The organism is Nocardia sp. JW2 (assembly GCF_051843015.1).
GTDB lineage: Bacteria > Actinomycetota > Actinomycetes > Mycobacteriales > Mycobacteriaceae > Nocardia > Nocardia coubleae.
Genome location: NZ_JBPXLK010000027.1, coordinates 35,572 through 61,873, shown reverse-complemented (window position 1 = coordinate 61,873; position 26,302 = coordinate 35,572). Strand labels below are relative to the sequence as shown.

The 26,302-nt window shown below is 69.7% G+C and carries 22 protein-coding genes; 13 read left to right on the top strand and 9 right to left on the bottom strand.

The genetic code is table 11. From position 1 onward, the window contains the following. Nucleotides 1–243 precede the first annotated feature (243 nt). The gene (locus ACSVDM_RS26845) at nt 244–1,851 is read right to left on the bottom strand and encodes a (2,3-dihydroxybenzoyl)adenylate synthase (RefSeq protein ID WP_439268594.1); all 1,608 of its coding nucleotides are present in this window, start codon (nt 1,849–1,851) and stop codon (nt 244–246) included. A 151-nt stretch (nt 1,852–2,002) separates the two neighbouring features. On the opposite strand from ACSVDM_RS26845, the gene ACSVDM_RS26840 reads away from it, so the two are divergent. The 3 genes from ACSVDM_RS26840 to ACSVDM_RS26830 all read left to right on the top strand — a co-directional run bounded on the left by ACSVDM_RS26840 (nt 2,003) and on the right by ACSVDM_RS26830 (nt 7,181). Beyond that, on the top strand, nt 2,003–5,713 hold the full coding sequence (locus ACSVDM_RS26840; protein ID WP_439268593.1) for an amino acid adenylation domain-containing protein: 3,711 nt from the start codon (nt 2,003–2,005) through the stop codon (nt 5,711–5,713). A 54-nt stretch (nt 5,714–5,767) separates the two neighbouring features. Next, nucleotides 5,768–6,631 (top strand): oxidoreductase, encoded by an 864-nt coding sequence (locus ACSVDM_RS26835; RefSeq protein ID WP_439268592.1) that lies wholly within the window; start codon nt 5,768–5,770, stop codon nt 6,629–6,631. A gap of 79 nt (nt 6,632–6,710) precedes the next feature. Beyond that, the gene (locus tag ACSVDM_RS26830; protein ID WP_439268591.1) at nt 6,711–7,181 is read left to right on the top strand and encodes a carboxymuconolactone decarboxylase family protein; all 471 of its coding nucleotides are present in this window, start codon (nt 6,711–6,713) and stop codon (nt 7,179–7,181) included. A 12-nt stretch (nt 7,182–7,193) separates the two neighbouring features. Here the strand turns inward: ACSVDM_RS26830 and ACSVDM_RS26825 are convergent, their stop codons facing one another. Beyond that, entirely contained in the window at nt 7,194–7,997 is an 804-nt protein-coding gene (locus ACSVDM_RS26825; RefSeq protein WP_439268590.1) for an NmrA family NAD(P)-binding protein, read from the bottom strand. Between the two features lie 297 nt (nt 7,998–8,294). On the opposite strand from ACSVDM_RS26825, the gene ACSVDM_RS26820 reads away from it, so the two are divergent. The 4 genes from ACSVDM_RS26820 to ACSVDM_RS26805 all read left to right on the top strand — a co-directional run bounded on the left by ACSVDM_RS26820 (nt 8,295) and on the right by ACSVDM_RS26805 (nt 12,966). Next, complete coding sequence (locus tag ACSVDM_RS26820; RefSeq protein ID WP_357147690.1) at nt 8,295–9,383, top strand: 3-deoxy-7-phosphoheptulonate synthase; 1,089 nt, start codon at nt 8,295–8,297, stop codon at nt 9,381–9,383. 74 nt (nt 9,384–9,457) lie between these two features. After that, complete coding sequence (locus tag ACSVDM_RS26815; protein WP_181701128.1) at nt 9,458–9,682, top strand: CopG family transcriptional regulator; 225 nt, start codon at nt 9,458–9,460, stop codon at nt 9,680–9,682. A gap of 5 nt (nt 9,683–9,687) precedes the next feature. Further along, nucleotides 9,688–10,095, top strand: coding sequence for a type II toxin-antitoxin system VapC family toxin (locus ACSVDM_RS26810; protein WP_439268589.1), 408 nt, complete (start codon nt 9,688–9,690; stop codon nt 10,093–10,095). Between the two features lie 66 nt (nt 10,096–10,161). Then, on the top strand, nt 10,162–12,966 hold the full coding sequence (locus ACSVDM_RS26805) for an ATP-dependent RNA helicase (RefSeq protein WP_439268588.1): 2,805 nt from the start codon (nt 10,162–10,164) through the stop codon (nt 12,964–12,966). A 137-nt stretch (nt 12,967–13,103) separates the two neighbouring features. On the opposite strand, the gene ACSVDM_RS26800 is transcribed toward ACSVDM_RS26805, so the two are convergent. Then, nucleotides 13,104–13,646 (bottom strand): class I SAM-dependent methyltransferase, encoded by a 543-nt coding sequence (locus tag ACSVDM_RS26800; protein WP_439268587.1) that lies wholly within the window; start codon nt 13,644–13,646, stop codon nt 13,104–13,106. 48 nt (nt 13,647–13,694) lie between these two features. Beyond that, complete coding sequence (locus tag ACSVDM_RS26795) at nt 13,695–14,279, bottom strand: GNAT family N-acetyltransferase (protein ID WP_439268586.1); 585 nt, start codon at nt 14,277–14,279, stop codon at nt 13,695–13,697. Nucleotides 14,280–14,391: 112 nt separating this feature from the next. On the opposite strand from ACSVDM_RS26795, the gene ACSVDM_RS26790 reads away from it, so the two are divergent. Continuing rightward, nucleotides 14,392–15,288 (top strand): sigma-70 family RNA polymerase sigma factor, encoded by an 897-nt coding sequence (locus tag ACSVDM_RS26790; protein WP_067640925.1) that lies wholly within the window; start codon nt 14,392–14,394, stop codon nt 15,286–15,288. 40 nt (nt 15,289–15,328) lie between these two features. Here the strand turns inward: ACSVDM_RS26790 and ACSVDM_RS26785 are convergent, their stop codons facing one another. Then, entirely contained in the window at nt 15,329–15,544 is a 216-nt protein-coding gene (locus ACSVDM_RS26785) for a hypothetical protein (RefSeq protein ID WP_067492380.1), read from the bottom strand. A 173-nt stretch (nt 15,545–15,717) separates the two neighbouring features. Here ACSVDM_RS26785 and ACSVDM_RS26780 point away from each other — a divergent pair, with 173 nt between their 5' ends. Beyond that, a complete protein-coding gene (locus ACSVDM_RS26780) occupies nt 15,718–16,896 on the top strand; it encodes a pyridoxal phosphate-dependent aminotransferase (RefSeq protein ID WP_439268585.1) in 1,179 nt (392 codons plus the stop codon). A gap of 16 nt (nt 16,897–16,912) precedes the next feature. On the opposite strand, the gene ACSVDM_RS26775 is transcribed toward ACSVDM_RS26780, so the two are convergent. Then, nucleotides 16,913–17,572: a trimeric intracellular cation channel family protein gene (locus ACSVDM_RS26775; protein ID WP_067492568.1), complete on the bottom strand. Its 660-nt coding sequence runs from the start codon at nt 17,570–17,572 to the stop codon at nt 16,913–16,915. Between the two features lie 129 nt (nt 17,573–17,701). Continuing rightward, nucleotides 17,702–18,346 (bottom strand): LysE family translocator, encoded by a 645-nt coding sequence (locus ACSVDM_RS26770; protein WP_439268584.1) that lies wholly within the window; start codon nt 18,344–18,346, stop codon nt 17,702–17,704. Between the two features lie 285 nt (nt 18,347–18,631). Here ACSVDM_RS26770 and ACSVDM_RS26765 point away from each other — a divergent pair, with 285 nt between their 5' ends. The 3 genes from ACSVDM_RS26765 (at nt 18,632) to ACSVDM_RS26755 (ending at nt 22,514) form a co-directional block, all read left to right on the top strand. After that, the gene (locus tag ACSVDM_RS26765; protein ID WP_067640929.1) at nt 18,632–20,302 is read left to right on the top strand and encodes a DNA repair helicase XPB; all 1,671 of its coding nucleotides are present in this window, start codon (nt 18,632–18,634) and stop codon (nt 20,300–20,302) included. 96 nt (nt 20,303–20,398) lie between these two features. Beyond that, on the top strand, nt 20,399–21,064 hold the full coding sequence (locus tag ACSVDM_RS26760) for a DUF3239 domain-containing protein (RefSeq protein ID WP_067492389.1): 666 nt from the start codon (nt 20,399–20,401) through the stop codon (nt 21,062–21,064). 58 nt (nt 21,065–21,122) lie between these two features. Continuing rightward, on the top strand, nt 21,123–22,514 hold the full coding sequence (locus tag ACSVDM_RS26755; protein WP_439268583.1) for a M1 family metallopeptidase: 1,392 nt from the start codon (nt 21,123–21,125) through the stop codon (nt 22,512–22,514). Between the two features lie 2 nt (nt 22,515–22,516). Here ACSVDM_RS26755 and ACSVDM_RS26750 read toward each other — a convergent pair whose 3' ends face one another. Continuing rightward, nucleotides 22,517–23,368 carry a hypothetical protein gene (locus ACSVDM_RS26750; RefSeq protein WP_439268582.1) on the bottom strand — a complete coding sequence of 284 codons (852 nt, stop codon included), beginning with the start codon at nt 23,366–23,368 and terminating at the stop codon, nt 22,517–22,519. Nucleotides 23,369–23,467: 99 nt separating this feature from the next. Here ACSVDM_RS26750 and ACSVDM_RS26745 point away from each other — a divergent pair, with 99 nt between their 5' ends. Further along, nucleotides 23,468–23,974: an LppU/SCO3897 family protein gene (locus ACSVDM_RS26745; protein ID WP_133733952.1), complete on the top strand. Its 507-nt coding sequence runs from the start codon at nt 23,468–23,470 to the stop codon at nt 23,972–23,974. Nucleotides 23,975–23,978: 4 nt separating this feature from the next. Here the strand turns inward: ACSVDM_RS26745 and ACSVDM_RS26740 are convergent, their stop codons facing one another. Beyond that, nucleotides 23,979–26,279 (bottom strand): helicase-associated domain-containing protein, encoded by a 2,301-nt coding sequence (locus tag ACSVDM_RS26740; protein ID WP_439268581.1) that lies wholly within the window; start codon nt 26,277–26,279, stop codon nt 23,979–23,981. Nucleotides 26,280–26,302 lie beyond the last annotated feature (23 nt).

Here is a 26,302-nt window from a genome sequence, read left to right as displayed (position 1 = left end):
CCCGACCTCGAGGAGGGTCCGCCGCGAAGCGGCGCAGCGGCCCGGCCGCGCGAACAGCGCTCGAAGCGCATGCGCCGTAGGCGCGAGTCTCGAGCGCTGTTCGCGCGGCCCCCAGGGGCCGCGCTCGAGCGCGCCAGCGCTCCAAAAACACAGCCCAACACCTTTATGGTGCACAAAACACCAAGGCAGTTCCGCACGGCACCCGAGCCCGGCAGGCGCCCGAACTCGAGTGCCGTAAGCCCCCTACAAACTAGCCCGCAGCGCCTTCTTATCGATCTTGCCAACAGCCGTAACCGGCAGCGAATCCGCCTGGCGAATCAAGTCAGGCAACTTGTAGGTAGCCAGACCACGCTCGGTAAGAAACGTCTTCAACTCAGGAAGCGTCGGCAACGACCCGGTCACCACCAGCACCACACAGACCTTCTCACCGAGCGACGGATCGGGCACCCCCACCGCCGCGGCATGGCGGACGGCCGGATGAGCCAACAGATGCTCCTCCAACTCATCGCAAGAGATGTTCTCACCGCCGCGATTGATGACATCCTTGATGCGCCCACTGACAACCAGGTGCCCGGTGGGAAGCTGACGAACAAGGTCACCGCTGCGGTAGAACCCGTCGGGCGTGAACGCGCGGGAATTGTGTTCGGGGGCACGGTAGTAACCACGCAGCGTGTAGGGCCCGCGGGTCAGCAGCTCCCCCTCCTCACCGGCAGGCACATCGTTGCCCTGACCATCGACCACACGGATCTCGTCACCAGGCGAGAGCGGCTTGCCCTGAGTGGTGTAGACCAGTTCATCGGCGTCATCGAGGCGTGTGAAGTTCAACAGCCCCTCGGCCATCCCGAACACCTGCTGCAACCGGCACTGCAACGCCGGTTCCACTTCACGGGCATTCACCTCGGCCAACCGCGCACCACCCACCTGCAGCAGCCGCAGCGAGCTCAAATCGGCGTCCTCCCAATCCACCGCGGCACTCCACAACTGGGCAAGCGGCGGCACCACGGCACTCACGGTGACGCGATGCTTCTCGATGGCGGCGAACGCGGCCTCGGGGCTCGGGTCGAGGGTGAAGGCGACGGCCCCGCCGGTGGCGACGGTGCCGAAGATGCCGGGGCAGGCGAGCGGGAAGTTGTGTGCGGCAGGCAAAGTCGCGAGGTACACGTCGTCGGCGGTGAGCTCGCACACCTGCGCGCTCGCGGTGGCGTTGTAGACGTAGTCGTCGTGGGTGCGTGCGATGAGCTTGGGCAGACCGGTGGTTCCGCCGGAAACCAGCATCACGGCGATCTCGGCGGGATCCACCTCGGGCAGCGAATCACCCTGCGCCGGAACGGTATCGAGGGCCCGGAACTCGCCGGGGTCGCCCGCGACCAGCACATGCGCCAGGCTCGGCACGGCGGCGCGCACCGTGGCGGCCAGCTCGCGGTAGTCGAAATCGCCGAGCCGGTCCGGGATGAGGTAGGCAACGGCCTCCGACAGTGCCGCCAGGTGCTCGATCTCGGCGCGGCGGTGCGCGGGCAGGGTGAGTACGGGGATGATGCCCGCCCGTAGGAGGCCGAACAGGGTCGTCGCGAACTCGGGGATATTCGGCAGCTGCACGATCACCCGGTCGCCGGGGCGGATGCCGAGGGCGAGCAGTCCGTGGGCCATGGCGTCGGCGGCGGCGTCGAGTTCGGCATAGGACTGCACGGCGGCATCGCTGAGGATCGCGGGGCTCGACGGCTGGGTGCGGGCGGTGTCGCGCAGCAGGTCACCGAGCGTGCGCCCGGACCAGTAGCCCGCCGTGCGGTACTCCTGCGCTGCCGCCTCGGGAAACGGAACGTAGCCCTCGCGATGGCTAGTCGACGTAGTCACAGTCGAACCCTCCGGTCGATCCAGATCAAAGCGGCCGAGAACCGGGGGTACCCGACCATAGGTTAGGCAACCCTATCTCAGTGGAGTAGGCTGCCGGCGAGCAGTATCGAATCCGTCCGGGATCGGACGGCGAGCAAGGAGTGATCGGCAGATGGAGACAGCACCCGCGAACGGCGCCGGAATCGACCGTGCCGAGATCCGTGCCGCGATCGCCCGTCACCTCGACATCACCCCCGACGCTGTCGCCGACGCCGACGACCTGATCCAGCTCGGCCTCGACTCTATCCGCACCATGAAGCTCGCGGGCGCCTGGCGCAAACGCGGCATCAAGGTGAACTTCGCCCTCCTCGCCGCGCACCCGACCATCGACGCCTGGCACGCCTTACTCAACGGCGCCGACCCGGAATCCCTGACCGCCGCCACCCGTCACGGGCAGGTCGCCACGGAGCCGGTCGAGGGCGCTGTCGCGTCCGCTCCGACCGCAATCGCCGCCGACGTGTCGGCCACGGTCGGCCCGACCGCACCGACTGCCGGCGCATCGGCCACGCACCGATCGAGTCACGCCGCGGGTGTCGGCACGGCTGCGGGTGCGCAACCGACCACGCCGACCGAGGGCGCGCAGGCGCCTGGCGAAAATGGTTCTGCCGCAGCCGATGTCATCCCCGACGACGGTACTCCGTTCCCGCTGGCGCCCATGCAGCACGCGTACTGGATCGGACGTTCGGATGCGCAGGAGTTGGGCGGGGTAGCCGCGCACCTGTATGTCGAGTTCGACGGCAAGGGCGTGGACCCGGAGCGCCTCGAGCGGGCCGTGGAGCAACTGCTCGTGCGCCACCCGATGTTGCGGACGAGGTTCCTGCCGGACGGCACCCAGCAGACCCTCGACCGTCCGGGCAGGGCCGTGTTCGGGGTCACCGATCTGCGTGCGGCGTCCGAAGACGAGGCGCAGCGCAGGCTGGCGGAACTGCGCGACCAGCGCACCCATCAGCGGATGGCCGTGGAGGACGGCCAGGTGATCGATATCGCCCTCACCCGGCTGGCCGACGGTCGCACCCGCCTGCACCTCGATGTCGACATGCTCGCCGCCGACGCCATGAGCTACCGCATCCTCGTCACCGATCTGGCCAAGCTCTACCACGGCGAACAGCTCGCCCCGCAGGACTACACATTCCGCCAGTACCTGGCCGAACAGCCGTCAACCGACGAGGAGCGCGAACGCGACCGCGACTGGTGGCGCGACCGGCTCGCCGAACTGCCCGGCGCACCCGAACTGCCGCAGGCGCAGCATGTTTCGGAGCCGAACCGCACCGTCCGCCTGCACCGGTGGCTGTCTCCGGAGGCCAAGGCGCAGGTGTTCGACGCCGCCCACGCGCGTGGCATCACCCCGGCGATGGCGCTGGCCTCGGTGTTCGCCGAGACCATCGGCGGCTGGTCGGCGCAGCGCCGCTTCCTGCTGAATCTGCCGCTGTTCCACCGGGAGCCGGTGCACCCGCAGGTCGACGGCGTGGTCGGCGACTTCACCTCCTCGGTGCTGCTCGAGGTCGATGTCACCGAGCCCGCCACCGTCGCCGATCGTGCGCGCACCCTGCAGCAGCGCCTGCACGAGGCGGGCGCCCACTCGGCCTACTCGGGCCTCGAGGTCCTGCGCGACCTGGGCCGTCAGCGCGGCGAACCGGTGCTGGCGCCCATCGTCTACACCAGCGCCCTCAACCTCGGCGAACTGTTCGCCGACACCGTCACCGACACCTTCGGTGACCCGGTCTGGATCATCTCCCAGGGCCCGCAGGTGCTGCTCGACGCCCAGATCACCGAGGTCCGCGGCGGCCTCCTGCTCAACTGGGACATCCGCGAATCCGCCTTCCCGCCCGGCATGGTCGAGGACATGTTCGCCCGCTACATCGAGGCCATCGAACGCCTGGGCGGCCAGAGTTCGGCGACCGTCGCGGGCTGGCAGGCCGAGGCAGGCGTGCGAATTCCCGTGGAGCAGGCCGCGACCCGCGCCCGGGTGAACGCGACGGCCGCGCCCCTGAGCGGCAACCTGCTGCACACGGGCTTCTTCGCGAATGCCGCGACGAACCCGTCCGCGCCCGCGGTGCTCTGGGAGCCCGCCGGGCAGCTGACCTACGGTGAGCTGGCCGCCGACGCGCTCGCCGTGGCCGGTGCCCTGCGCGAAGCCGGTGTGACGCCGGGTGATTCGGTGGCCGTGCAGTTGCCGAAGGGACCCGATCAGGTCGTCGCGGTCCTCGGCGTGCTCGCCGCCGGTGCGGTGTACGTGCCGATCGGCTTCGACCAGCCCGCTGCCCGCCGCGCCGAAATCCTGTCCACCGCCGACGCCGTCGCGGTACTCACCGTCGGTGGCACCCAGATCCCCGAGGCCCGGGTCGTCGACCTGGCCGAGGCACGCAACCACCCGGAACCCTTGCCGCGCCCCGTCTTCGGCGACCCCGAGAATATCGCTTATGTGCTGTTCACCTCCGGCTCCACGGGCAAGCCGAAGGGTGTCGAGGTGCCGCACCGCGCCGCCATGAACACCATCGACGATCTCAACGACCGCTTCGGTGTCGGCGCCGACGACCGTGCCCTCGCCCTGTCGGCCCTCGAGTTCGACCTCTCGGTCTACGACATCTTCGGCCTGCTCGCGGCGGGCGGCGCCGTGGTCACCGTCGACGACGCGCAACGCGGCGACCCGGCGCGCTGGGTGGAAATCATTCGCCGCCACGAGGTTTCGCTGGTCAACTGCGTGCCCAGCCTGCTCGACATGCTGCTCACCGCGGCCGGTGGACAAGCGCTGCCGTCGCTGCGCACAGTGATCCTGGGTGGTGACTGGGTGGATGTCGCGCTGCCCGCTCGCCTGGCGGCCGTGGCACCTGACTGCCGCTTCGCCGGTCTCGGTGGCGCGACCGAAACCGCCATCCACTCCACCATCTGCGAGGTCGTCGGCGCCGAGGTGCCCGCCGAATGGACGGCCGTTCCCTACGGCACCCCGTTGCGCAATGTGCGATGCCGCGTGGTCGGCCCGGCGGGCAACGACTGCCCCGACTGGGTGAGCGGTGAACTGTGGATCGGTGGGGACGGTGTGGCCGCGGGATACCGCAAGGACCCCGAACGCACCGCCGACCGCTTCGTCACCCACGAGGGTGTGCGCTGGTACCGCACCGGTGACCTGGCCCGCTACCTGCCCGACGGCGGTCTGGAATTCCTGGGCCGCGCCGATCATCAGGTGAAGATCCGTGGTTATCGGGTGGAACTCGGTGAGGTGGAGAGCGCCCTGCGCGCTGTGCCCGGCGTGCGTCACGCGGTCGCCGCCGTGGTCGGCAAGGCCGCGCCGAAACTGGTGGCGCTGGTGGTGCCGACACCGGGCACCGTCCTCGATGCCGACACCGTGCTGGCCGCCACCGCCGAACTGGTCCCCTCCTACATGGTGCCCACCCGCCTCGAGCTGCTGCCCGAACTCCCGCTCACCCCGAACGCCAAACCCGACCGCAAGGCCATTCGCGCCGTACTCGAAAAGGGCGAGGCTGCTGCGGAATTCGTCGCACCGCGCACCGATCTCGAACGCGCGCTCGCGGCGGTGATCGGCGAGGTCCTCGCGACCGAACGCATCGGCGTCACCGACGACTTCTTCGCTCTCGGTGGTGATTCGGTGCTCGCCACGACTGCCGTCGCCCGCATCCGGGAATGGCTCGACGCACCCGACACCGTGGTCGCCGACCTGTTCACCGCCCGCAGCGTCGAGGGTCTCGCGAAGCGAATGACGCAGCGGGAGAACGAGTCCGGTACGCCGGGCAGGTTGGCGGCGGTCGCGACCATGTATCTCGAGGTGGCCGCGATGACCGACGAGGAGATCCTCGCACAGTCCTGACCGGAGGGCGGTTCTCGATTCGCGGTTGTCCCAGCTCGCACTACACTTCGGTCGGTGAGCAAGTGGACTACCGCTGACCTATCCGACCAGACCGGCCGCACTTTTATCGTGACCGGCGCCAACAGCGGTCTCGGCGCCGCCACCGCGCGGGCGCTGTCCGCGAAAGGCGCGCGGGTGATCCTGGCCTGCCGCAATACGGTCAAGGCCGAGCAGGTGGCGAGCGAGTTACCGGGGGAGACCCAGGTGCGTGAGCTCGATCTGGCCGACCTGAACTCGGTGCGCGCTTTCGCCGAGTCGATCGAGCGGGTCGACGTGCTGATCAACAACGCGGGCGTGATGGCGCTGCCGCTGCGCCGCACCGCCGACGGTTTCGAAATGCAGTTCGGCACAAACCATCTCGGCCACTTCGCGCTCACCAACCTACTGTTGGACCGGATCGCCGACCGGGTGGTCACCGTGTCGAGCAACGCGCACCGCATCGGCCGCATCGACCTGACCGACCCCAACTGGGAGCAGTGCCGCTACGACCGCTGGCGCGCCTACGGCCAGTCCAAGCTGGCCAATCTGCTGTTCGCCACCGAACTGCAGCGCCGGCTGGCCGGTGAGGGGTCGTCGGTGCTCTCGGTGGCCGCGCACCCCGGCTACGCCGCGACCGAACTCATGTCGCACACCGAATCGGTGCAGGAAGTCTTCATGTGGCTCGGCAACCGGATGTTCGCGCAGAGCCCCGCTCAGGGCGCCCTGCCCACGCTGTTCGCCGCCACCGCCGACGTCGAGCCCGGCGGGTTCTACGGTCCCGACGGCCTGTTCGGCCTGTGGGGCCACCCGGCGCCGTGCGCGATGGCCGCGCCAGCGCACGATCGCGCCGTCGCCGCCGAACTCTGGGAGCTGTCGGAGAAGCTGTGCGGTCTGCTCTGAGGTGATCGCGATCACCCATGTCACACTCCGGCGCCGTGCGTCGTCGTAGAGGTGTATTCCACCCGACGAAGGAGTGATCATGGAAGCGCGTTTCGACCTCTACAACAACCCCGTCGCCGTCAGCTTCGTGAAGCGACTGCAGACCGCGGCCAAGGTGATCGACGGCTCGCCGCTGCCGAAGGCCACCCATGAGCTGGTGAAGATCCGCGCGTCGCAGATCAACGGGTGCAGCTTCTGCGTCGACATGCACACCAAGGACGCCGCGCACATGGGCGAATCCTCGGTGCGGATCAACCTGGTCGCGGCGTGGCGCGAGGCCAACGTGTTCACCGAGGCGGAGCGGGCCGCGCTCGCCCTCACCGAGGAGGCGACCCGCGTCGCCGACGGCGGCCAGGTCACCGACGACACCTGGGCCCAGGTCCGCAAGCACTACGACGACGACCAGATCGCCGCGTTGATCGCCGCCATCGCGACGATCAACGCCTGGAACCGGCTCAACGCCATCGCCCACACCCCGGCGGGCGACTACGTGGCAGGCCAGTTCGGCTGAGAATCCGGGTGCTCAGGCGAATCGGTGCCCGTATTCGGCCGCCCACTGCGCGAAGGTGCGCGCTGGGCGGCCGAGCACGTTTTCGACCGTCGGGTCGACGGTGCGGGACTCCGGGCTGGACTCGGCGTACCAGCCGATCACGTACTCGGCATCCGCGCGCGACACCCCGGTCGCCGTCAGCCGTTCGATCGCCTGCTCATGGCTGATGGTCACGAACGTGATCTCCCTTCCGGCGGCCTCGGCGAGTACGGCCAACCGTTCCTGCGGCGTGAGCGCCTGCGGGCCGGTGAGGTTGTAGGCGCGCCCGGCGTGCCCGTCCTCGAGCAGCGCGACCGCGGCCACCGCACCGATATCGGCCTCGTGCACCAGCGCGCTCGGATGCGCGTACGGTTCGCGCACCACGCCCTCGGCCCGGATCGAATCGGCCCAGGTGAGCGTGTTCGACATGAACTCCTGCGGTTCCAGCCGCGTCCATTCCACGCCGGAACGCTCGATCGCCTGCTCGACGGGACCGACGCCGCCACCCCAGACCGCCGTGATGCGCCGCACGCCCGCCGCCACCGCCCGGTCGACGAGTTCCTGGCCCACCTCGGCCAGACCCGCCGTCACGGTCACGTGCAATCGGTCGACACCGCTCCAGTCGAGCGTGCCCGGCTCGGTGTGCGTTCCGCCGACCAGTTCCACCTCGGGGCCGAGGAGTGCGCGTGCCCTTTCGGTATCGCGGGTGAGTGCCTTGACCTTCTCGCCGCGCTCGACGAGTTCACGAACCACCTGGCGCCCGGTATTGCCGGTCGCGCCCGTAACCAGTGTTGTCACAGTCGATTTCCTTTCCTCGGCACCCACGCTAGGAACTCAACAGAGGTTGAGGTCAACCGGCGCGGCGGTGTGATCGTGCGCACTTCGGGCAACCACGCGCGGGTCCGCGACGTTTCACCGGTGGTACAGTCCACGGCATGCAGCGCGCATATTTCTGGTTTAGCGAGCCGGCCCTGGGTGGGCCGGTCTGCGACCCTGCGCGCTGACTTCCTCCACCCCGAGCCGGATACCTGACCGGCTCGACGGGTAGCGAAATTTCCGTGGGTCGGCCTTCAACCGAAAAGGACCCACATTCTCATGACCACCGCAGTTGACGTAGACGCGCGGCACTCCGATCTCGACGATCAGCGCACCCTCAGCGTGAGCCCCTTGCGCTCGCCCGCCGAGGTCCGCCTCGTGCACCCCATCACCGACGAGCTGGCCGACACCGTGCGCTCGGGTCGCAAAGCCACCGTCGACGTGCTCAACGGCGACGACGACCGCCTGATGGTGATCGTCGGCCCGTGCTCGGTGCACGACCCCGTGGCCGCCCTCGACTACGCCCGCAAGCTCGCCGCCAAGGCCGAGGAACTCGGCGACCGGCTGCACATCGTCATGCGCGTGTACTTCGAGAAGCCGCGCACCACGCTGGGCTGGAAGGGCCTGATCAACGACCCGCACCTGGACGGTTCGTTCGACGTGAACACCGGCCTCGGTATCGGCCGCAAGGTGCTCGTCGACATCACTGCCCTCGGCCTGCCGGTGGCGTGTGAGTTCCTCGACCCGATCACCCCGCAGTACATCGCGGACCTGGTCTCCTACGGCGCGATCGGTGCGCGCACCGCTGCCAGCCAGGTGCACCGTCAGCTGTCCTCGGCGCTGTCGATGCCGGTGGGGATCAAGAACGGCACCGACGGTGACGTGCAGGTCGCGGTCGACGGTGTGCGGGCCGCCGCCGCCAGCCACGTCTTCCCCGGCACCGATCTCGACGGCCGTTCGGCGCTGATCCGCACCTCGGGCAACCCGGACTGCCATGTCATCCTGCGCGGTGGCAGCAACGGCACCAACTACGACGCCGCCTCCGTCGCCGAGGCCAAGCTGCGCCTCGAGAAGTCGTCGCTGCCCCAGCGCGTGGTGGTCGACGCCAGCCACGGCAACAGCAACAAGGACCACAACCGTCAGGTCGACGTCGTCACCGACATCGCGACCCGGCTCGCCGCCGGTGAGCAGGGCGTGGTCGGTGTGATGCTCGAGTCGTTCCTCGTCGCGGGCCGCCAGGACCTCACCCTCGGCAAGGCCGCCGACCTCACCTACGGCCAGTCCATCACCGATGCCTGCATCGACTGGGAGACCACCGCCACGCAGCTCGACCGCCTGGCGCAGGCTGTCGCGAAGCGGCGCGGGTAGCGCGACGAGCCCGAGAGCCCCGGATATTCCGGGGCTCTGGCCGCAGAGCCTGCCGGAAGGTATGCTGGCATACCATGAAGCGTACGACCATCAAGCTCCCCGACGACCTCGACAGCCGCGTCCGGCACGAGGCCGCGCGTCGTGGCATGACTGTGTCGGAGTGGACCAGAGAAGCGCTGGCTGCGCAGCTTCCCGGCCACGGTGTTCGCCGATTCGGTGCCGCGGGTGCGGGTCGCAGTGGACGCTCCGATATTTCCGAGCGGATCGAGGAAATTCTGCGGGGAGAGTGGGACCGATAGCGCGATTGCTGGTCGACGCGGGCCCGCTCTATGCCTACGTCGACGCGGACGATGCCCACCATCGGGCCTGTTTGGATCTACTCCAAAGCCACCGTGGCCCGCTCATCGTTCCAACGCTCGTCATCACGGAGGCTGCCTACCTCATCGGCACGCGGTTGGGCGCGGAAGCCGAGGTGCGCTTCCTCGGGGACTTCGCCGAGGGGTTGTTCGAGGTAGAGCCGGTGCGCCCCGGCGACTGGCTGCGAATCGCCGAACTCGTTGCGCGTTACCGTGACTGGCCACTCGGGACGGCGGACGCGTCGGTGGTCGCCACCGCCGAGAGATTGGGCATCACCGAGATCGCGACAGTCGACCGCCGGCACTTCGGAGCGATCCGCCCTGCTCATACCGAGGCTTTCCACCTTCTCCCGTGAGATCGGCATCGTCGGTGCGGTAGGCCGATGTCGGGTGCCGTCTCGCGGGCGGCACACTTGTGGTCGATGAGACTTCCCGAACTTCCCGATCTTCCGGTGCGGCCCGCGCTGGGGGAGATCACGCGCACCCTGGCCGATCGGGGTGTCGCGGTGCTTGTTGCGCCGCCGGGCACCGGGAAGACGACGCTGGTCCCGCTGGCCTTGGCTGCGGACGAGTACGTGGGGTCGGGGAGGGCGGTGTCGTCGGCTTCGGCGGCGGGCGGTGGGCGGGTTGTGGTGGCCGAACCGCGGCGGTTGGCGGCGCGGGCGGCGGCCGCGCGCATGGCCGGGTTGCTCGGGGAACGGGTCGGGGAGACCGTCGGGTATGCGGTCCGTGGGGATCGCAAGGTGGGGCCGCGTACGCGGATCGAGGTGGTGACCTCCGGTCTGCTGGTCCGGCGGTTGCAGCAGGACCCGGAGCTCGCGGGGGTCGGCACGGTGATCCTCGACGAGTGCCACGAGCGGCACCTCGACGCCGATCTGTTGCTTGCCCTGCTGCTCGACGCGCGGTCCGGTTTGAGACCAGACCTGAAGGTGCTCGCCACCTCCGCGACCGTCGCGGCCGATCGCCTCGCCGAGCTGCTCGGCGGCGGCGATCGGGCGCCGGTGCTGGAGGTACGGGGGCGGACGTATCCGGTGGAGGTCGGATATGTGCCCGCAGCGCCTCGGGAACGGGTCGAGGGGCATGTCGCGCGGGTGACGCGGATCGCCGTGGCCGAGTCCGACGGGGACGTGCTGGTCTTTCTGCCGGGTGTCGGCGAGATCAACCGGACGGCCGCGCTTCTGCGTGATCTCGATGTGGATGTCGTGCCGTTGCACGGCCGGCTGGCCGGGGCGGCGCAGGACAGTGCGCTACGGCCGGGTGCGCGTCGCCGGGTCGTGTTGTCCACTGCCGTAGCGGAATCCAGCCTCACGGTGCCCGGTGTGCGTGCCGTCGTCGACTCCGGGCTGTCGCGGGTGTCGCGGGTCGATCATCGGCGTGGGTTGTCCGGCCTTGCGACAGTGCGTGTTTCGGCCGCGGTCGCCGAACAGCGTGCCGGGCGTGCCGGTCGTGAGGCGCCCGGTCGTGCCTGGCGTTGCTGGCCCGAATACGAACACCACACCCTGCCCGCCTACCCCGACCCGGAGATCCGCACCGCCGAATTGACCCGCCTCGCACTCGAATTGGCCTGCTGGGGCACCCCCGACGGTTCCGCCCTCGCCTGGTGGGACGCCCCACCCGAAGGCGCGCTCGCCGCCGCCCGCACCGTCCTGCACGCTCTCGGCGCCCTCGACGGCAACGACCACATCACCGCCCGCGGCCGCGCCATGGCCACCCTCGGCCTGCACCCCCGCCTGGCCCGCGCCCTCCTCGACGGCGCCGCCCACCTCGGCCCGAAACTGGCCGCCGAAATGGTCGCCCTGATGGACGACGACACCCTCGCCCCCGGCACAGACGCCACCGCGGCCCTGCGCACCCTCCGCACCGAACGCCCACCCCGCTGGACCCGAGAGGTCACCCGCCTCACCCGCCTCGTCGGCGAATCCGATGGCGCGGCCGTGCCCGGCGAGAGTGCTTATGGCGCAATCGCATCGGGCGCGGAGACCGGCGGCGCGGTGCTGACCGGCGAGGAAAGCCGTTCTGCGGCGACATCGTTCGATGTCCGAGCCAAGGCGCGATCGCAAGGTGATGGTCGCGCTGAGGGCAGTTCGCCTGCGGGAAGCCATGGTGATCGGCAGGCGGACGCGAGGCGTGGCAGTGGCGGCTCGGATGCGGGGAGGCGTGACTCGGTCGGGTCGGATGCGGGGAGGCGTGACTCGGTCGGGTCGGATGCGGGGAGGCGTGACTCGGTCGGGGCGGGTGTGGGGGTGCTCGAAGAAGGGGTGGCGTTGATGATCGCGTTGGCGCAGCCGGAGCGGTTGGCGCGGCGGCGGGGGAGTGGGTCGGGGTCGTATTTGATGGCGGGTGGGACGGCGGTTTCGTTGCCTGCGGGGTCGGGGTTGACGGCGGCGGAGTGGTTGGCTGTTGCCGTGGCGGATCGGGATCCCGGGCGGGCGGAGGGCCGAATTCGGCTGGCGGCCATCGCGTCTGAGGATTTAGCGCGGGAGGCGGCGCCTGGGCTGGTCAGCGTGCGGGAGGAGGTGCGGTGGGACGGCGGGGACGTGATCGCGCGGCGGGTCGAGCGGTTGGGTGCGATCGTGCTGTCCGAAAAGCCACTGCGCGAACCGGACTCGGCGTTGGTCGGCGCGGCGTTGCGGGAAGGACTGCGCGCGGAAGGGATCGGTCTGCTCCGCTGGTCCGACGACGCACGCAACCTGCGTGATCGCCTCGCCTTCCTGCACCGCACGCTCGGCACACCATGGCCCGATGTCGACGACGACGCCCTCCTCGCCGACCTCGACTCCTGGCTCGGCCCCGAACTCACCACCGCCCGTCGCCGCGCCGACCTCGCCCGCATCGACGCGGGAACCGCCCTGCGCCGCCTCCTACCCTGGCCCGAAGCCGCCCGCCTCGACGACCTCGCCCCCGAGCGCCTCGAGGTCCCCTCGGGCAGCCGCGTCCGCGTCGACTACAGCGCCGACCAGCCGGTCCTCGCGGTGAAGGTCCAGGAAATCTTCGGCTGGACCACCCCACCGACCCTCGCCGACGGCCGCGCCACCCTCCTCCTGCACCTGCTCTCCCCAGCCCAGCGCCCCGTAGCCGTCACCGCCGACCTCCCGTCCTTCTGGCAAACCGGCTGGCCCCAGGTCCGCGCCGACCTCCGCGGCCGCTACCCCAAACACGCCTGGCCCGAAGACCCCACCCGAACCCCCGCCCACCGAGGCACCGCCCGCCGCCTCCGCCCCACCTGACCACCCTCGAGACCGGCGCCTGTCCCGCCTGCCCTCGCTTCAGGCCAGCGGCCACCCATCGAGCTGGACGTGATCACCACGCTCTGATGACGGCATCGACCGAGAAGCGAACGCCACCAGTGCGTGGTGATCTCGGTTCAGTGGGTGGGGGTGAGGTGGACGGCGAGGAGGTCGCCCGAGGTGGTGGGTTCGCAGGTGAAGCCGGCGGCGGCGCAGCGGTCGGTGAGACGGGTGGGGGTGGGTTTCGGGGAGGTGGGGGTGTCGGTGGGGGTGCCGTAGCCGTAGCAGAGCCAGAGGCGGCCGGTGGGGGACAGGCAGGTGCGGAGCGTTGCCCAGGCCTGGGGTGCGGGGGAGGTCCAGAAGAGGTTGACGTTGACCGCGTAGATCAGGTCGAAGTGTTCGCCGGGACCGAGTTCGCCGAGCAGGCGGGCCGGTGCGATCTTTCCGATCTCGCCCTCCACCAACCGGATTCGGCCTGCCGCGATCTCGTCGGCACACCGCTGCCCGGCTCGCGCCAGCGCGGTCGCCGAACGCTCCACACCGACGATCCGCCCGTCGCCGAGCCGCTCCGCCATCCGGGCCAACGACGCGCCGTTACCGGGCCCTATTTCGAGGACCCGCTCACCGGCCCGCACCCCCATGACATCGGCGAACCACTCGAACCGCGCATCATCAGGCACCTGCCGCGTCCCTTCCGCGCTCCGAGAACCACCAGCACTCAGCCACGATCATCCTTCCGGAGGAAAGGTTTCCGCAGGCCATCCATCCACCGGCCCGGGCGAATCGTCGGCCAACCGCGCCGCATACCACTCGTCGACCCGAACCCCACGCTGCACGCCACCCAACCGGGCCTTCCCCTCGTAGTGGAATCCGTTGCGCCGAACGGCGGCGGCCGAAGCGTGATTGCCGACCATCGCGCGCCACGTGATGCGTTGCAGACCAAGCCCTTCGGGAGCGAAGGCGAAATCACAGACCAGGGTGATGGTGCGTGACATCAGGCCCCGACCTCGGTGTTCGGGGCTGAGCCAGAAACCGATCTCGCACGCGCCGGGACCACGGGCGTGCAGGCCGACCATCCCCTCGACCCGGCCGTCGGCTGCGGTACGGATGGACCAGATCGGCTCGTTGTTGAGCCACCCTCCCGCCACGTTCCGGTCGAGGAACTCCTCGGCGTCGGTGCGGCCGTACGGCACGGGGATGGTGGTCCAGCGCCCTACGGCGGGGTCTTGGCAACACTCGACGATGCGGTCGATGTCGGCGGCGGTCGGCCGGATGAGCCACACGGTGCCGTCGGTGAGCGTGTGCTGGTACATCAGCCCATCCTGGCAGGGCGGGGGCCTGGTTCTCACCGCATTTTCCGCGGGCGAAGGCAAAACCGGTACACCCGTGCAACCAGCGTGAACCCACTCCGTAGGATCAGCGGCGATGGTTTCCCCGCTTCTCGCCGACCTGTTCGAATCGCATCGAGCACATCTCATTTCGGTGGCCTACCGGCTCACCGGAAGCGTCGGCGACGCCGAGGACGCGGTGCAGGAGAGCTGGCTGCGGATGGCAGGCGCCCACCAGTCCGAAATCGAGGACCTGCGTGCCTGGCTCACCACGGTGGTGAGCCGGATCTGCCTCGACCATCTGCGCAGCGCGGCGGTGCGCCGGGAAACCTACGTGGGCCAGTGGCTGCCGGAGCCGATCGTCACGGGGCAGGCCCGTACCGACGACCCGCTCGAGGTGGTCGTCCGCAATCAGGACAACCGGATGGCGGCGATGGTGGTGCTCGACGCGCTCACCCCGCAGCAGCGGGTGGCGCTGGTGCTGCACGACAGCCTCGCCGTCCCGTTCGACGAGATCGCCGACATCCTCGGCGTATCACCCGATGCCGCACGACAATTGGCGGTGCGCGCCCGCAAGACTGTCGCCCGCACCCCACCACCGGTGACCGACGACGTGCACGACGAGGCGGTGCAGCGTTTCCTGGCCGCCCTGGCCACCGGCGATATCGCCGCGGTGGCCGCCACCCTGCATCCGGACGTGAATTTCATCGCCGACGCGGGCGGCACGGCACGCACGGCGCTCAATGTCGTCGAGGGTGCGGAGAAGGTGGCGCGGCTGGCGGTCGGCCTGTGGCGCAAGCAGCTCGAGGAGCCGGCGCTGGAGATCGGTTTCGCCGCAGTGAACGGGCAATCGGGTCTGGTACTCACCGATCCGAACTCGCCGTTCGGCCGGGCGGTTCGGGTGCTCGCGTTCTCGGTGCGCGACGGGCTGGTCTGTGCCGCTTACGATTTCGCCAATGTGGCGAAGCTGTCCGGCGCCCGGCTGCGCACCTAGCCGGACCGGACCCGCGCGATCCGATCCGGCGCTGCGGTGTCTACGGGTAGGTGGACCCCCACTGGTGATCACCGGTGGACGAGCCGAGGTTGTGGTCCCCGGTGGACGAGCCCATGTTGTTGTCCGGCGTGGCCGACCCGGTGAAGAAGTCGACGATCGGGCTGGCTTCCAGCTGTTCCTGGATGAAGCGAAGTGCCGAACCGGCGACCTCCGACGCGGCCGGTTGCAGGATGAAGTCGAGCAGAGGTGAGGCCATGCGAGCCCCTTTCGATATGCCACCACGCTGTGGTGTGTGAGGTAGAACACGGCGAGGCTAGCTGAGGTTGAGTGATCGCACAATACCGCAGGTCAAAGGCCAAAAACGTTTGTGAAACATAGGTGTTCGCTATCGTGCGGCAACGGCTGGGAAAGGTGGGATACGCTGCGGAGATGTCGTCTGTGCCGCCCACCGTCGCCCGCTTGCGCCCCTTCGGCTCGACCATTTTCGCCGAGATGACCGAACTGGCCGTGCGCCACGACGCGGTGAATCTCGGACAGGGATTCCCCGACACCGACGGTCCGGCGAGCATGCTCGAGGTCGCCCGCACCGCCATCACCGAGGGCCACAACCAGTACCCGCCGGGCCGAGGGGTGCCCGCCCTGCGTCGCGCCGTCGCCGACGATCGCGCCCGCCGCTACGGCACCCGCTACGACCCCGACACCGAGGTCCTGGTCACCGTCGGCGCCACGGAAGCGATCAGCGCGACGCTGCTCGGCCTGGTCGAACCCGGCGCGGAAGTGGTGCTCATCGAGCCCTACTACGACTCCTACGCCGCCGCGGTCGCCCTGGCGGGTGCGCAGCGACGGACCGCGCGACTGGTTCCCGACGGCGACCGCTTCGTTCTCGACCTGGACAGCCTGCGTTCCGCGATCACCCCGAAAACCCGCATGCTGGTGATCAATTCACCGCACAACCCCACCGGCTCGGTGCTCTCGCGCGGCGAACTCACCGCGATCGCCGAGCTGGCGCGCGAACACGATCTGCTCGTGCTGGCCGACGAGGTGTACGAGCACCTCGTGTACGACGGCGTGGAGCACATCAGCATCTCGACGCTGCCGGGGATGCGCGAGCGAACCATCGTGGTGTCCAGCGCGGCGAAGACTTTCAATGTCACCGGCTGGAAGATCGGCTGGGCGTGCGCGCCCGCGCCACTGCTGAATGCCGTGCTCACGGCGAAGCAGTTCATGACCTTCGTCGGTGGCGGGCCGTTCCAGCCCGCCGTCGCCCACGCGATCGACACCGAGCTGGACTGGGTGCACGGCATGCGTGACGGCCTCGCCGATAAACGTATCCGGCTCTCGGACGCGTTGCGCGACACCGGCTTCGCCGTGTCGTCCACCGCGGGCGGCTACTTCGTGTGTGCTGATGTGCGACCGCTCGGCATCGACGACGGGTTGACGCTGTGCCGGGAGATGCCTGCTCGGCTCGGCGTGGCCGCCGTACCGGTGAGCGCGTTCGTCGACCATCCCGACGAGTGGAAACACCTGGTGCGCTTCACCTTCAGCAAACGGGACGAAACCATCGACGAGGGCGCCCGCCGGTTGCGTGCGGGAGTCGCGACTCGCTGATCGGCGAGACTGCCGGTCAGTCCCGGGCGTGGCGGGCGGTCGGTGCGTGCCAGCCGTAATGCCTTGCGAGCAAACGAAATCCGACGGCGCCCGCGGCGGCGAGCAATCCTGTCCAGGTCTGGTAGATGTCCAGGTGCAGCAGGACGGCGGTGGTCGCGGCGCCGAACAGGGCGGGGATCGCGTAGAGGTCCTGGTCGGGTCGCAGGACCAGGGGTACCTCGCCGCTGAGCACGTCGCGCAGCACGCCGCCGCCGATGGCCGTCGTCATGCCGAGCAGGGCGGCGGTCGGCGCGCCGAGCCCGACCGAGTCGGCGATCACGGTGCCGGTGACACAGAACAGTCCGAGCCCGATGGCGTCGGCCACTTCGAGCGGGCCCTTGGTGAGCCGTGGCGAGGGCGCGATGAAGTACAGGATCAACGCGGTCACGATCGACGCGGTCAGGAAGGTCAGGTCGGTGAACGCGGCGGGCGGGGTGCGTCCGATGAGCAGGTCGCGCACGATGCCGCCACCGAGCGCCGTCGCGCAGCCGAGCACGACCATCCCGAACAGGTCGAGCCGCTTGCGCACCGCGACCAGCGCACCCGACGCGGCGAACGAGATCACCCCGAGCAGCTCGCCGCTGCGATGCACCACGGTGACCGCCTCGTCGAGCTGCGCCGCCAGCGCGCCCGCCATCACCACACCACTCACCACCCGCTCCTTTCCGCTGCAAGCAGGGTGGCACGGCGACCCCCGGCGACCGCACACCCGCCCATGTGTCGCAGCGCACGCCCTCCAGCGCACCGGGGCCGGTCGGTGCGCGCCTTACACCGGAGCGGGGCGGGTGCGGTCGGTGGCGAGGAGGATCGCGATGCTGCCGAGGGCGGTGCCCATCAGATAGCGCTGGATGCGCAACCACAGCGGGCGGGCGGTGAGGAAGGCGGCCAGGCCCGCGGCACCGAGGACGATCAGCGCGTTGACCGTGAGGGCCACGGTGATCTGGATCGCGCCGAGCGACAGGCTCTGCAACCACAGCGAACCGAGGGCCGGGTCGATGAACTGCGGAATCAGGGCCATGTACATGATCGCGATCTTGGGATTGAGCAGGTTGGTGAGAAAACCCATCGTGAACAGGCGCCGAGCCGGATCGGCGGGCAGCGCGGCGGGCGCGAACACCGAGACTCCACCGGGCCGGACCGCCTGCCACGCCAACCACAGCAGGTAGGCGGCACCAGCCAGCTTGAGCCCGAGATACAGCCCGGGAACCACCGCGAACAACGCCGTGATCCCCGCCGTCGCGGCCAGCAGATACACCCCGAACCCGGCCGCCACACCCGTGAGCGAGATCATGCCCGCCCGGCGCCCCTGCGCGACCGTCCGCGAGACCAGGTACATCATGTTGGGCCCCGGCGTGAGCACCATCCCGAGCGCCGCCGCCCCCACACCGAAAACCGCCGCCGTCTGAAGCATGAGTCGAGTCTGACCTGGTCAGCGAGGCATGTCGCGGTCCAGTCGACGATCGCTGGACCGCTGTCACCGGCTTCTGTCCGAGATCCGCACCGCCTCGGTCACGAGCCACAGAGCGGTGGTTCGCGGCCCTGCGCTCAGCAGCCCGCCATCGCGACGCCGAACCCTGTCACCGCAGGTCCGTACAATCGATCGAGCTGCCGAACCTCCCCGGAACGGCTCACCAATCCCGACAAATCCCGGCCGAACGCAACCCCGCACCCGCGGCCCCGGCCGCCAAGGAGTGCTGTGACAGACGGTCCGTTGATCGTGCAGAGCGACAAGACCCTCCTGCTCGAGGTCGACCACGAGCTGGCAGGCACCGCGCGTCAGGCCATCGCGCCGTTCGCGGAGCTCGAGCGTGCCCCCGAGCACGTGCACACCTACCGCATCACCCCGCTGGCGCTGTGGAATGCCCGCGCGGCCGGTCACGACGCCGAGCAGGTGGTCGACGCGCTGGTGAACTTCTCGCGCTACGCCGTGCCGCAGCCGCTGCTGGTCGACATCGTCGACACCATGGGCCGCTACGGCCGGTTGCAGCTGGTCAAGCACCCCGCGCACGGCCTGTGCCTGGTGAGCCTGGACCGCGCGGTGCTCGAGGAGGTGCTGCGGCACAAGAAGATCGCGCCCATGCTCGGGGCCCGCATCGACGACGACACCGTGATCGTGCACCCGTCCGAGCGCGGTCACATCAAGCAGATGCTGCTGAAGATCGGCTGGCCCGCCGAGGACCTGGCCGGGTATGTCGACGGTGAGGCGCACGACATCGGCCTCGACTACACCGAGGGCAAATGGCACCTGCGCGACTACCAGGAGATGGCCGCCGACTCGTTCTGGGCGGGCGGTTCGGGTGTGGTCGTGCTGCCGTGTGGCGCGGGCAAGACGATGGTCGGTGCCGCCGCGATGGCCAAGGCGAAGGCGACCACGCTGATCCTGGTGACCAATACCGTCGCGGGCAGGCAGTGGCGGCGTGAGCTGCTGGCGCGCACCACCCTCACCGAGGACGAGATCGGCGAGTACTCCGGTGAGCGCAAGGAGATCCGTCCGGTCACCATCGCGACGTACCAGGTCATCACCCGTAAATCGAAGGGTGAGTACAAGCACCTCGAGCTGTTCGACAGCCGCGACTGGGGTCTGGTGATCTACGACGAGGTGCACCTGCTGCCCGCCCCGGTCTTCCGGATGACGGCGGATCTGCAGTCGCGCCGCAGGCTCGGGCTCACCGCCACGCTGGTGCGCGAGGACGGCCGCGAGGGCGACGTGTTCTCGCTGATCGGCCCGAAACGCTACGACGCGCCGTGGAAGGACATCGAGGCACAGGGCTGGATCGCCCCCGCCGAGTGCATCGAGGTGCGCGTCACGCTCACCGACGCCGAACGCATGGCCTACGCCACGGCCGAACCGGAGGAGCGCTACAAACTGTGCTCCACCGCGCGCACCAAGATCCCGGTCGTCGAGTCCATCCTGGCCAGGCACGAGGGCGCACCCACCCTGGTGATCGGTGCCTACCTCGACCAGCTGGAGGAACTCGGCATCGACCTGAACGCTCCCGTCATCACCGGGGCGACGAAGAACCGCGAACGCGAGGCCCTCTTCGACGCCTTCCGCTCCGGTGAGATTCCCGTGCTCGTGGTGAGCAAGGTGGCGAACTTCTCCATCGACCTGCCGGAAGCCTCGGTGGCGGTGCAGGTTTCGGGCACCTTCGGTTCACGGCAGGAGGAGGCCCAGCGTCTCGGTAGACTGTTGCGGCCGAAACAGGATGGGGGACAGGCACATTTCTATTCGGTGGTCGCCCGCGACACCCTCGACGCCGAATACGCCGCGCACCGTCAGCGTTTCCTCGCCGAACAGGGGTATGCCTACCGCATCACCGATGCCGACGATCTGCTCGGGCCGGCCATCGGGGACAGCGGCGTGTAGCGCCGTTTCCCCGCTCAGGTGCCGGTAGCGTGCGGGTCGGAACCCCCGGCAGATAAGTGGAGGCAACACCTCCGCAACTTGTGCTAGGAAGGAAACGTGCGCCGCTTCGAATTCGAGGTCGACCGTGAGCATGCTCATGCGGTCAACGAGACCTTCACCGGATTACGCAGGATGCGGGTGCTCGCCCTGCTCGCCGCCGGGCTGGCCGTCGCGGCCACCGCCGCGTTCCTGTGGAGCGGGCAGGCCTGGGGGTATCTGCTGGCCTTCGTGTGTGCCCTCGCCGCGGTCATCGCCCTGTGGGTCGCGCTGTGGACACCGCACCGCTCCGATATCGAAAAGCTCTACCGCGACGGGGTTCTCGTGCCCGCCGTCGTCTGCGCGGCGGAACCGAACGGGATCATCCTGCTCGCCCTGGTCGACACCGCCGAAGCCACCGCGTCCGCGCGGGGCTGGGCACTGGTCACCCGCAAGGTGCGCGCGCTGCCCGGCCACGAACCGACACTGGGGGAGCGGGTGCCGTCGGTCGCGGTGCGCACCGACGGCGCACCCCGTCAGGTCGGCGAACGCTGGCAGCTGGTGACGGCCATGCCGATCGCCTGGGGCACCCGCGACCGCACGGTGATCGAGCGGGCCCGCGACACCATCTCCGACCTCGAATGGCGCCTGCTCGCCGACAATCTCGCCCTCGCCGCGCGAGTGCGCCGCACCGCGACCAAGCGGCTGATGCTCGACCCGCAACACCTGCCGCCGGAACTGGCCTGAACGACGCTCGCCTGCGACGATACTCGGATCCGAGTCGGCGAGAATGGGGGTCCGCGGCATGCGATGGTCGGCAGGTTCGGTGGTGGTACTGGCGCTCCTCGCACTGGGAATCCTGCCGGTAGCAGCGGATCCGGGCCTGGTCGGTGCGCCGGGGCTCGGCGATCCGTACTACCCGCTCGACGGCAACGGCGGCTACGACGTGAGCCATTACGACATCACCGTCGACTACGACCCACCGACCCATCGGCTGCGCGGCACCGCGCGCATCGATGCGCGGGCGAATCAGCCGCTGGCGCAATTCGATCTGGACTATCGCGGTCCCGATGTGCTCATGGTGACCGTCAACGGCCAGCCTGCCGGGTTCGCGCGTGAGGGCGACCACGAACTCGTCGTCTCCCCACTGCTGCCGCTGCTGCCCGGGCTGCCGATGCGCATCGTCATCGACTACGCGGGCGAGGCGGCCGACACCGAGGGCGAGGGGTGGACGTACGCGCCGAGCGGTGGCGCCTTCGCCATCGGCCAGCCGCACAGCGCGAGCAGCTGGTACCCGCTCAACGACACACCCTTGGACAAGGCGACTTTCACGTTGCACGCCACGGTGCCCGCCGAATGGGAGGTGATGTCGACCGGTGCGCGCACCCGCCACGAGGCGCGCGACGGCAAGCTGCACACCAGCTGGGAAACCCGCAGCCCCGTGCTCGGCTACCTCACCACCATCGCCGTGGACCACTTCACCTTCCTCGAACAGCGCCGTGCCGACGGCACGCCGGTGCTGAGCGCGTTCGCCCCTGATTCCGACGACAATCGCGCCGACGAACAACGCCTCCCCGAGATCCTCGACTTCCTCGAAAACCTCTACGGTCCTTACCCGTTCGAGGTAGCCGGCGGCATCTATGTAGACGCCGAAGTGCCGTTCTCGCTCGAAACCCAGACCCGGCCCACCTACGCGCCGTGGGCCGATCTCAATACCGTGGTGCACGAGCTGGCGCATCAGTGGTGGGGCGACACCATGTCGGTACGACAGTGGTCCGATATCTGCCTCAACGAGTGCTTCGCCAGCTACACCGCCGACTACCTGTGGATCGAGCGCGTCGACGGTGCCGATGTGGATGCGAAGTACCGCGAGGACATCACGAAATACCGGTGGGAACAAGACTTCTGGACGTACCCGCTGGCCGACCCCGGCGCCGGTAGCGAGTTCACCTCCGTCTATTGGCGTGGCCCCCTTTTCCTGCACGCCCTGCGCAAACTGATCGGTGACGACGTGTTCTTCACGGCCGTCAAGGATTTCGTGAACGCCCACCGCGACGGCCATGCCTCGATGCCGGAATTCCGCGCGTTCGTCCAGAGCCGGACCTCGATGCCACTCGGCGAATTCCTGTCCGAATGGCTGGACGGTACGACCCCACCGCGCGAAACATTCCTGTTCCCGGGGACATTGCGCCGATAGGGTCAGTTCTCCTCGAGGCGGGAGCGTGCCCGCTCGACCCACCGCTGCATTCGCTCGAATTGCGTTTTGGCCGAAGTCAATTCACCACGCGCGCGGTGCTCGGCGGTCCGCAGGAAATGCCGTTGCTGCTCGGCGTGCTCGAGGTCGGCGCGCAACTGATCGATCCGCTGCTCGACCTCGTCGAGTTCGGACTTGGCCTGGGCCGCAGCCTCTTCCGCTTCCTCGCGGGCGGCCTCGGCCTCGGCCAGTCCGGACTCCGCGTCGTCGAGTTCCTGCTTCGCCTCGGCGCGCCGGGCCGCCTCGGCGTCGTCGGTCGACTTCTTGGGACGAGCCTTCTTCGCCGGAGCCTTGCCCTTGCCGCCCGTGATCGCGACCAGCCCGGCCGGACCGAAACCGTCGTAGGTGACCGTGGCGGGCAGCACCCCGGCTCGGACCTGGTCGGCGACATCCGGGTCGGCCAGCGCGGCCGTGAGCGTCTGACCGACCTCCCGCAACACCTGCTCGCTGGCGGGTCGGTCGTGCTCGGCGGCCAGCTCACCCGCCCGCTTGGTCATGGCGTTCACCACCTGCTGACGTTGCGCACCGAGCGCGCGCAACTTGTCACCGGAGAGCTGACGCTGTGCCGACCGCAGCGCGTCACCCAGATCCAGCAGCGCCGCGATCTCCTTCGGCGCGTGCCGGGCCAGCAGATTCACCGTCCACGCCGCGACCGTCGGCTTGCGCAGGGCACCGATGGCCTTGGCCAGCTCGCGATCGCCGTCGTCACGGGCCTGGGCCGCACGCTCGGTGCGTGTCGCGACGAAGTCGGCCGGGTCGAGACCGTACAGCTCGCCCGCGACATCGTCGATGGTCATCCTCCGATCGTATCCATCGGGGGAGCGGCGGAGGTGGGCGTTTGGGTATCGTCACCGGCGGTCATATCGGCTGAACCGTTCGGTGAGTGAGGTTTTGGAGTGTTTTTCCCAGGAAAGCGGCTGCTTGTCCGGCTCGTGTTCGCGCCAGTGGCGGCAGTCGCGCTGGTCGGGGCGGTAGCGGCGTGCTCGGGTGACAGCGAGGCGTCGTCGGCGCCTGCCGTCGGCTCGTGTGTCGAGGTCACCGACAACGCGGTCGACGCGATGAAGGCCACCGTCGGCGACTGCTCGTCGGCGAAGTCGAACTACCGGATCGCGCAGGTCGGCGCCGCGCCGCTGAACTGTACGGCCCAGAACGCCACCTTCAACGGCACGGTGGGCGACACCAAGACCGGCCTGTGCCTCTCGCCCAACTTCGCCGAAGGCGCCTGCTACGCCGACGCGGGGACCCGCCCGGTCGAGGCGGTGGACTGCACCGCGCCCGAGGCCACGTTCAAGGTGGTCAAGCGCATCGACGGCGAGACCGACGAGATGTTGTGCGGCATGGACGCGACGCTGTACCGCACGGTCCCGGACCCCAAGACGACGTTCTGCATGGCCAAGCCCTGACGGGTCAGTCCAGGAGAGCCACCGACGCGATGCGGTGGAGGGTGAAGTGGCGGGTGGCTCCGGTCACCGGGTCGACGGCGTCCAGTTGCCCGTTGCCGACCCGGACCGGTTCGACCACCCGCTGACTCGCCACGCCCTGGGCATCGACGTAACCGATGTTCACCGGGCGGCCCACCCGGGCGGCCAGCTGGAGTAGCGCGAGGGTGGCCTGGGTGCCCGTGCGGGTGCCGTCGGCACGGACCGACTGGGACGTGCGGGCACCCGCCGCCCGCTCGCCCGCGCGCAGTTCGGTGACCAGCTGAGCGAGCTGATCGTCCGACGGCGGGTTGGGCCGGTAGGGCCTGCGAGCCAGCGGACGAACGGCGATGCGCGCGCCACGCGGCCGCAGGTCGACGATGGCGCCGCCGGAATCCTCGCCCGCGGGCGTGAAGCCCGCCGCCCGCAACCGCTCGAGCAGTTCGCCGAGCGGCGCCTGCGCGATCGCGACCGTGGGGGCGATCGCGCGCAGTGCCAACGTCTCGGCCACGGGGGCCGACAGCACCTGGGCGAGCAGCGCCGGGTCGTCGCTGCGCAGGAACGATTGCGCCATCCCCGCGCGCAGCTGCCCGTGCCGACGGGCCACGTCGTCGATGAGATAGGTCAGCGACTGGGGAACCGGCGTGCGGGAGTGGTTGGCGAACAGGGCGTGCAGCTCGGCGGCGGTGAGTCCGGCATCGAGCGCGCGACGGACCGAGGCGTCCCCCACGCGATACACCGTCGCCGCACCCGCGGATTCCACATCGGCGACCAGCGCGATCCGGCTGCGCAATTCGGGCACGAGCGGACCGGGTGCGATCACCGTGAGGTCGGCCTGCACGAGGACATGATCGACGGGTTCCGGTAGGGCGGCGGCCATCTCGGCCTCGGCATCGGCCACGCTGGTCGGGCTGCCGTGCAGCAGGGCACGGGCGGCCGAATCGAGCGCACCACGTCCGAGTAACCCGACGGTCGCCGCCTCGGCGAGGGTCGCGGTCACCACGTCGAGCCGGAAGTACCTGCGCCGCCGCGGCATTCGCCAGGCGAGCAGTTTCCCGAGATCGGCGGGCGACACCTGGGTGCCGCTGGGGTATTCGGCGAGCAGGCCGAGGATCGCATGCCGGTCGCGCACCGCGTGCGGGATCCGCAACTCGGCCGACAACGCCGCGATCGGCTTGTCGGCGGCGTCGCGCAACCCGATCATCCACGGCATCCGGTCCAGCTCGAGCCACGCCTGGGCGAGCGTCACCCAGCGCGTCGCGGGTGGCGCGTCGAGCCAGGCGTCGGCGGCGGGTGTCGGCGCCCAGAAGTCGTCGGTGGAATCCAGGTCGGGCGGCGGTTCGGGCAGACCCTTCTCGACGAGCTTCGCGGCGGCGAGCAGTTCGAGAAGGAGGCCGGTGCGCTGCTCGTCCACGCCGGTCTGCTTGGCCAGCCTGCGCAGCTCGCGCACCCCGAGTCCACCGGCGCGCAGCGCGGGGGCGGGAAGTGTGCCGAGCGCGTCGAGCAGGTCGGCGCAGTCGCGCAGCAGCTCGCCCACCTCACCCGCACCGACGGCGTTCACCTCGGCGGGCGCGTGCTTGGTGAGTGCGGGCTTGGGCGGGGCGAGAGCATGCGGATCGGTGACGGGTTCGCCACGCAACACCTGCCCGACGGTGACCGGCAGTTCGACGGTCTCGTCATCGATCCAGCGCAGCAACCGCGCCGCGAGCAGCCGCTGCACCGGGCGGTCGGCGGGCGCGTCGGGCGCGGCGTCGCGCGTGCGCCCACGCGGACCGGTCGTCGCCAGTTTGTCCAGCAGCGCCCGCTCGGCGGGGCCGGCCGCGTTCAGCGCCGTGCGTACTTCCGGCTCGGTGAGCGCGTCCGGTAGCGCCGTCGTCGCCCCGAGCGGCCACGGGAGGGCCTCCACGGCACTCGGCGCCAGGTGTAGGCCGTCACCGGTCTCCCACACGAGCGCGCGGTCGAGCAATCGGGTGAGCGCGGCGGTGAACGCCGTCTTGGTGACCCGGTCCTTCAGCTGCGCGTGCAGCGCGGTCCGGGTGAGTGGGGTGTGCGCGGTGCCGATCGTGCGCGCGTCCTCATGGGCCGCCAGCGCCTCGATGATCGCGAACTCGAGGGTGTCCAGGTCGTCGGCGGCACGCAGCACCGAGGCCCGCTGCTGAGCCCGCACCGCGAGCACCGACATCGACGCGGGCAGCGGCACCGCCAGATCGGGCCGCAACTGCAGCAGTTTCACCAGCTGGGCGTCGGTGCGCGCACCTAGCCAATCGGCGAGAGAGTCGGTCGCGATCATCGGATTCAGCGTACGTGTTCGAT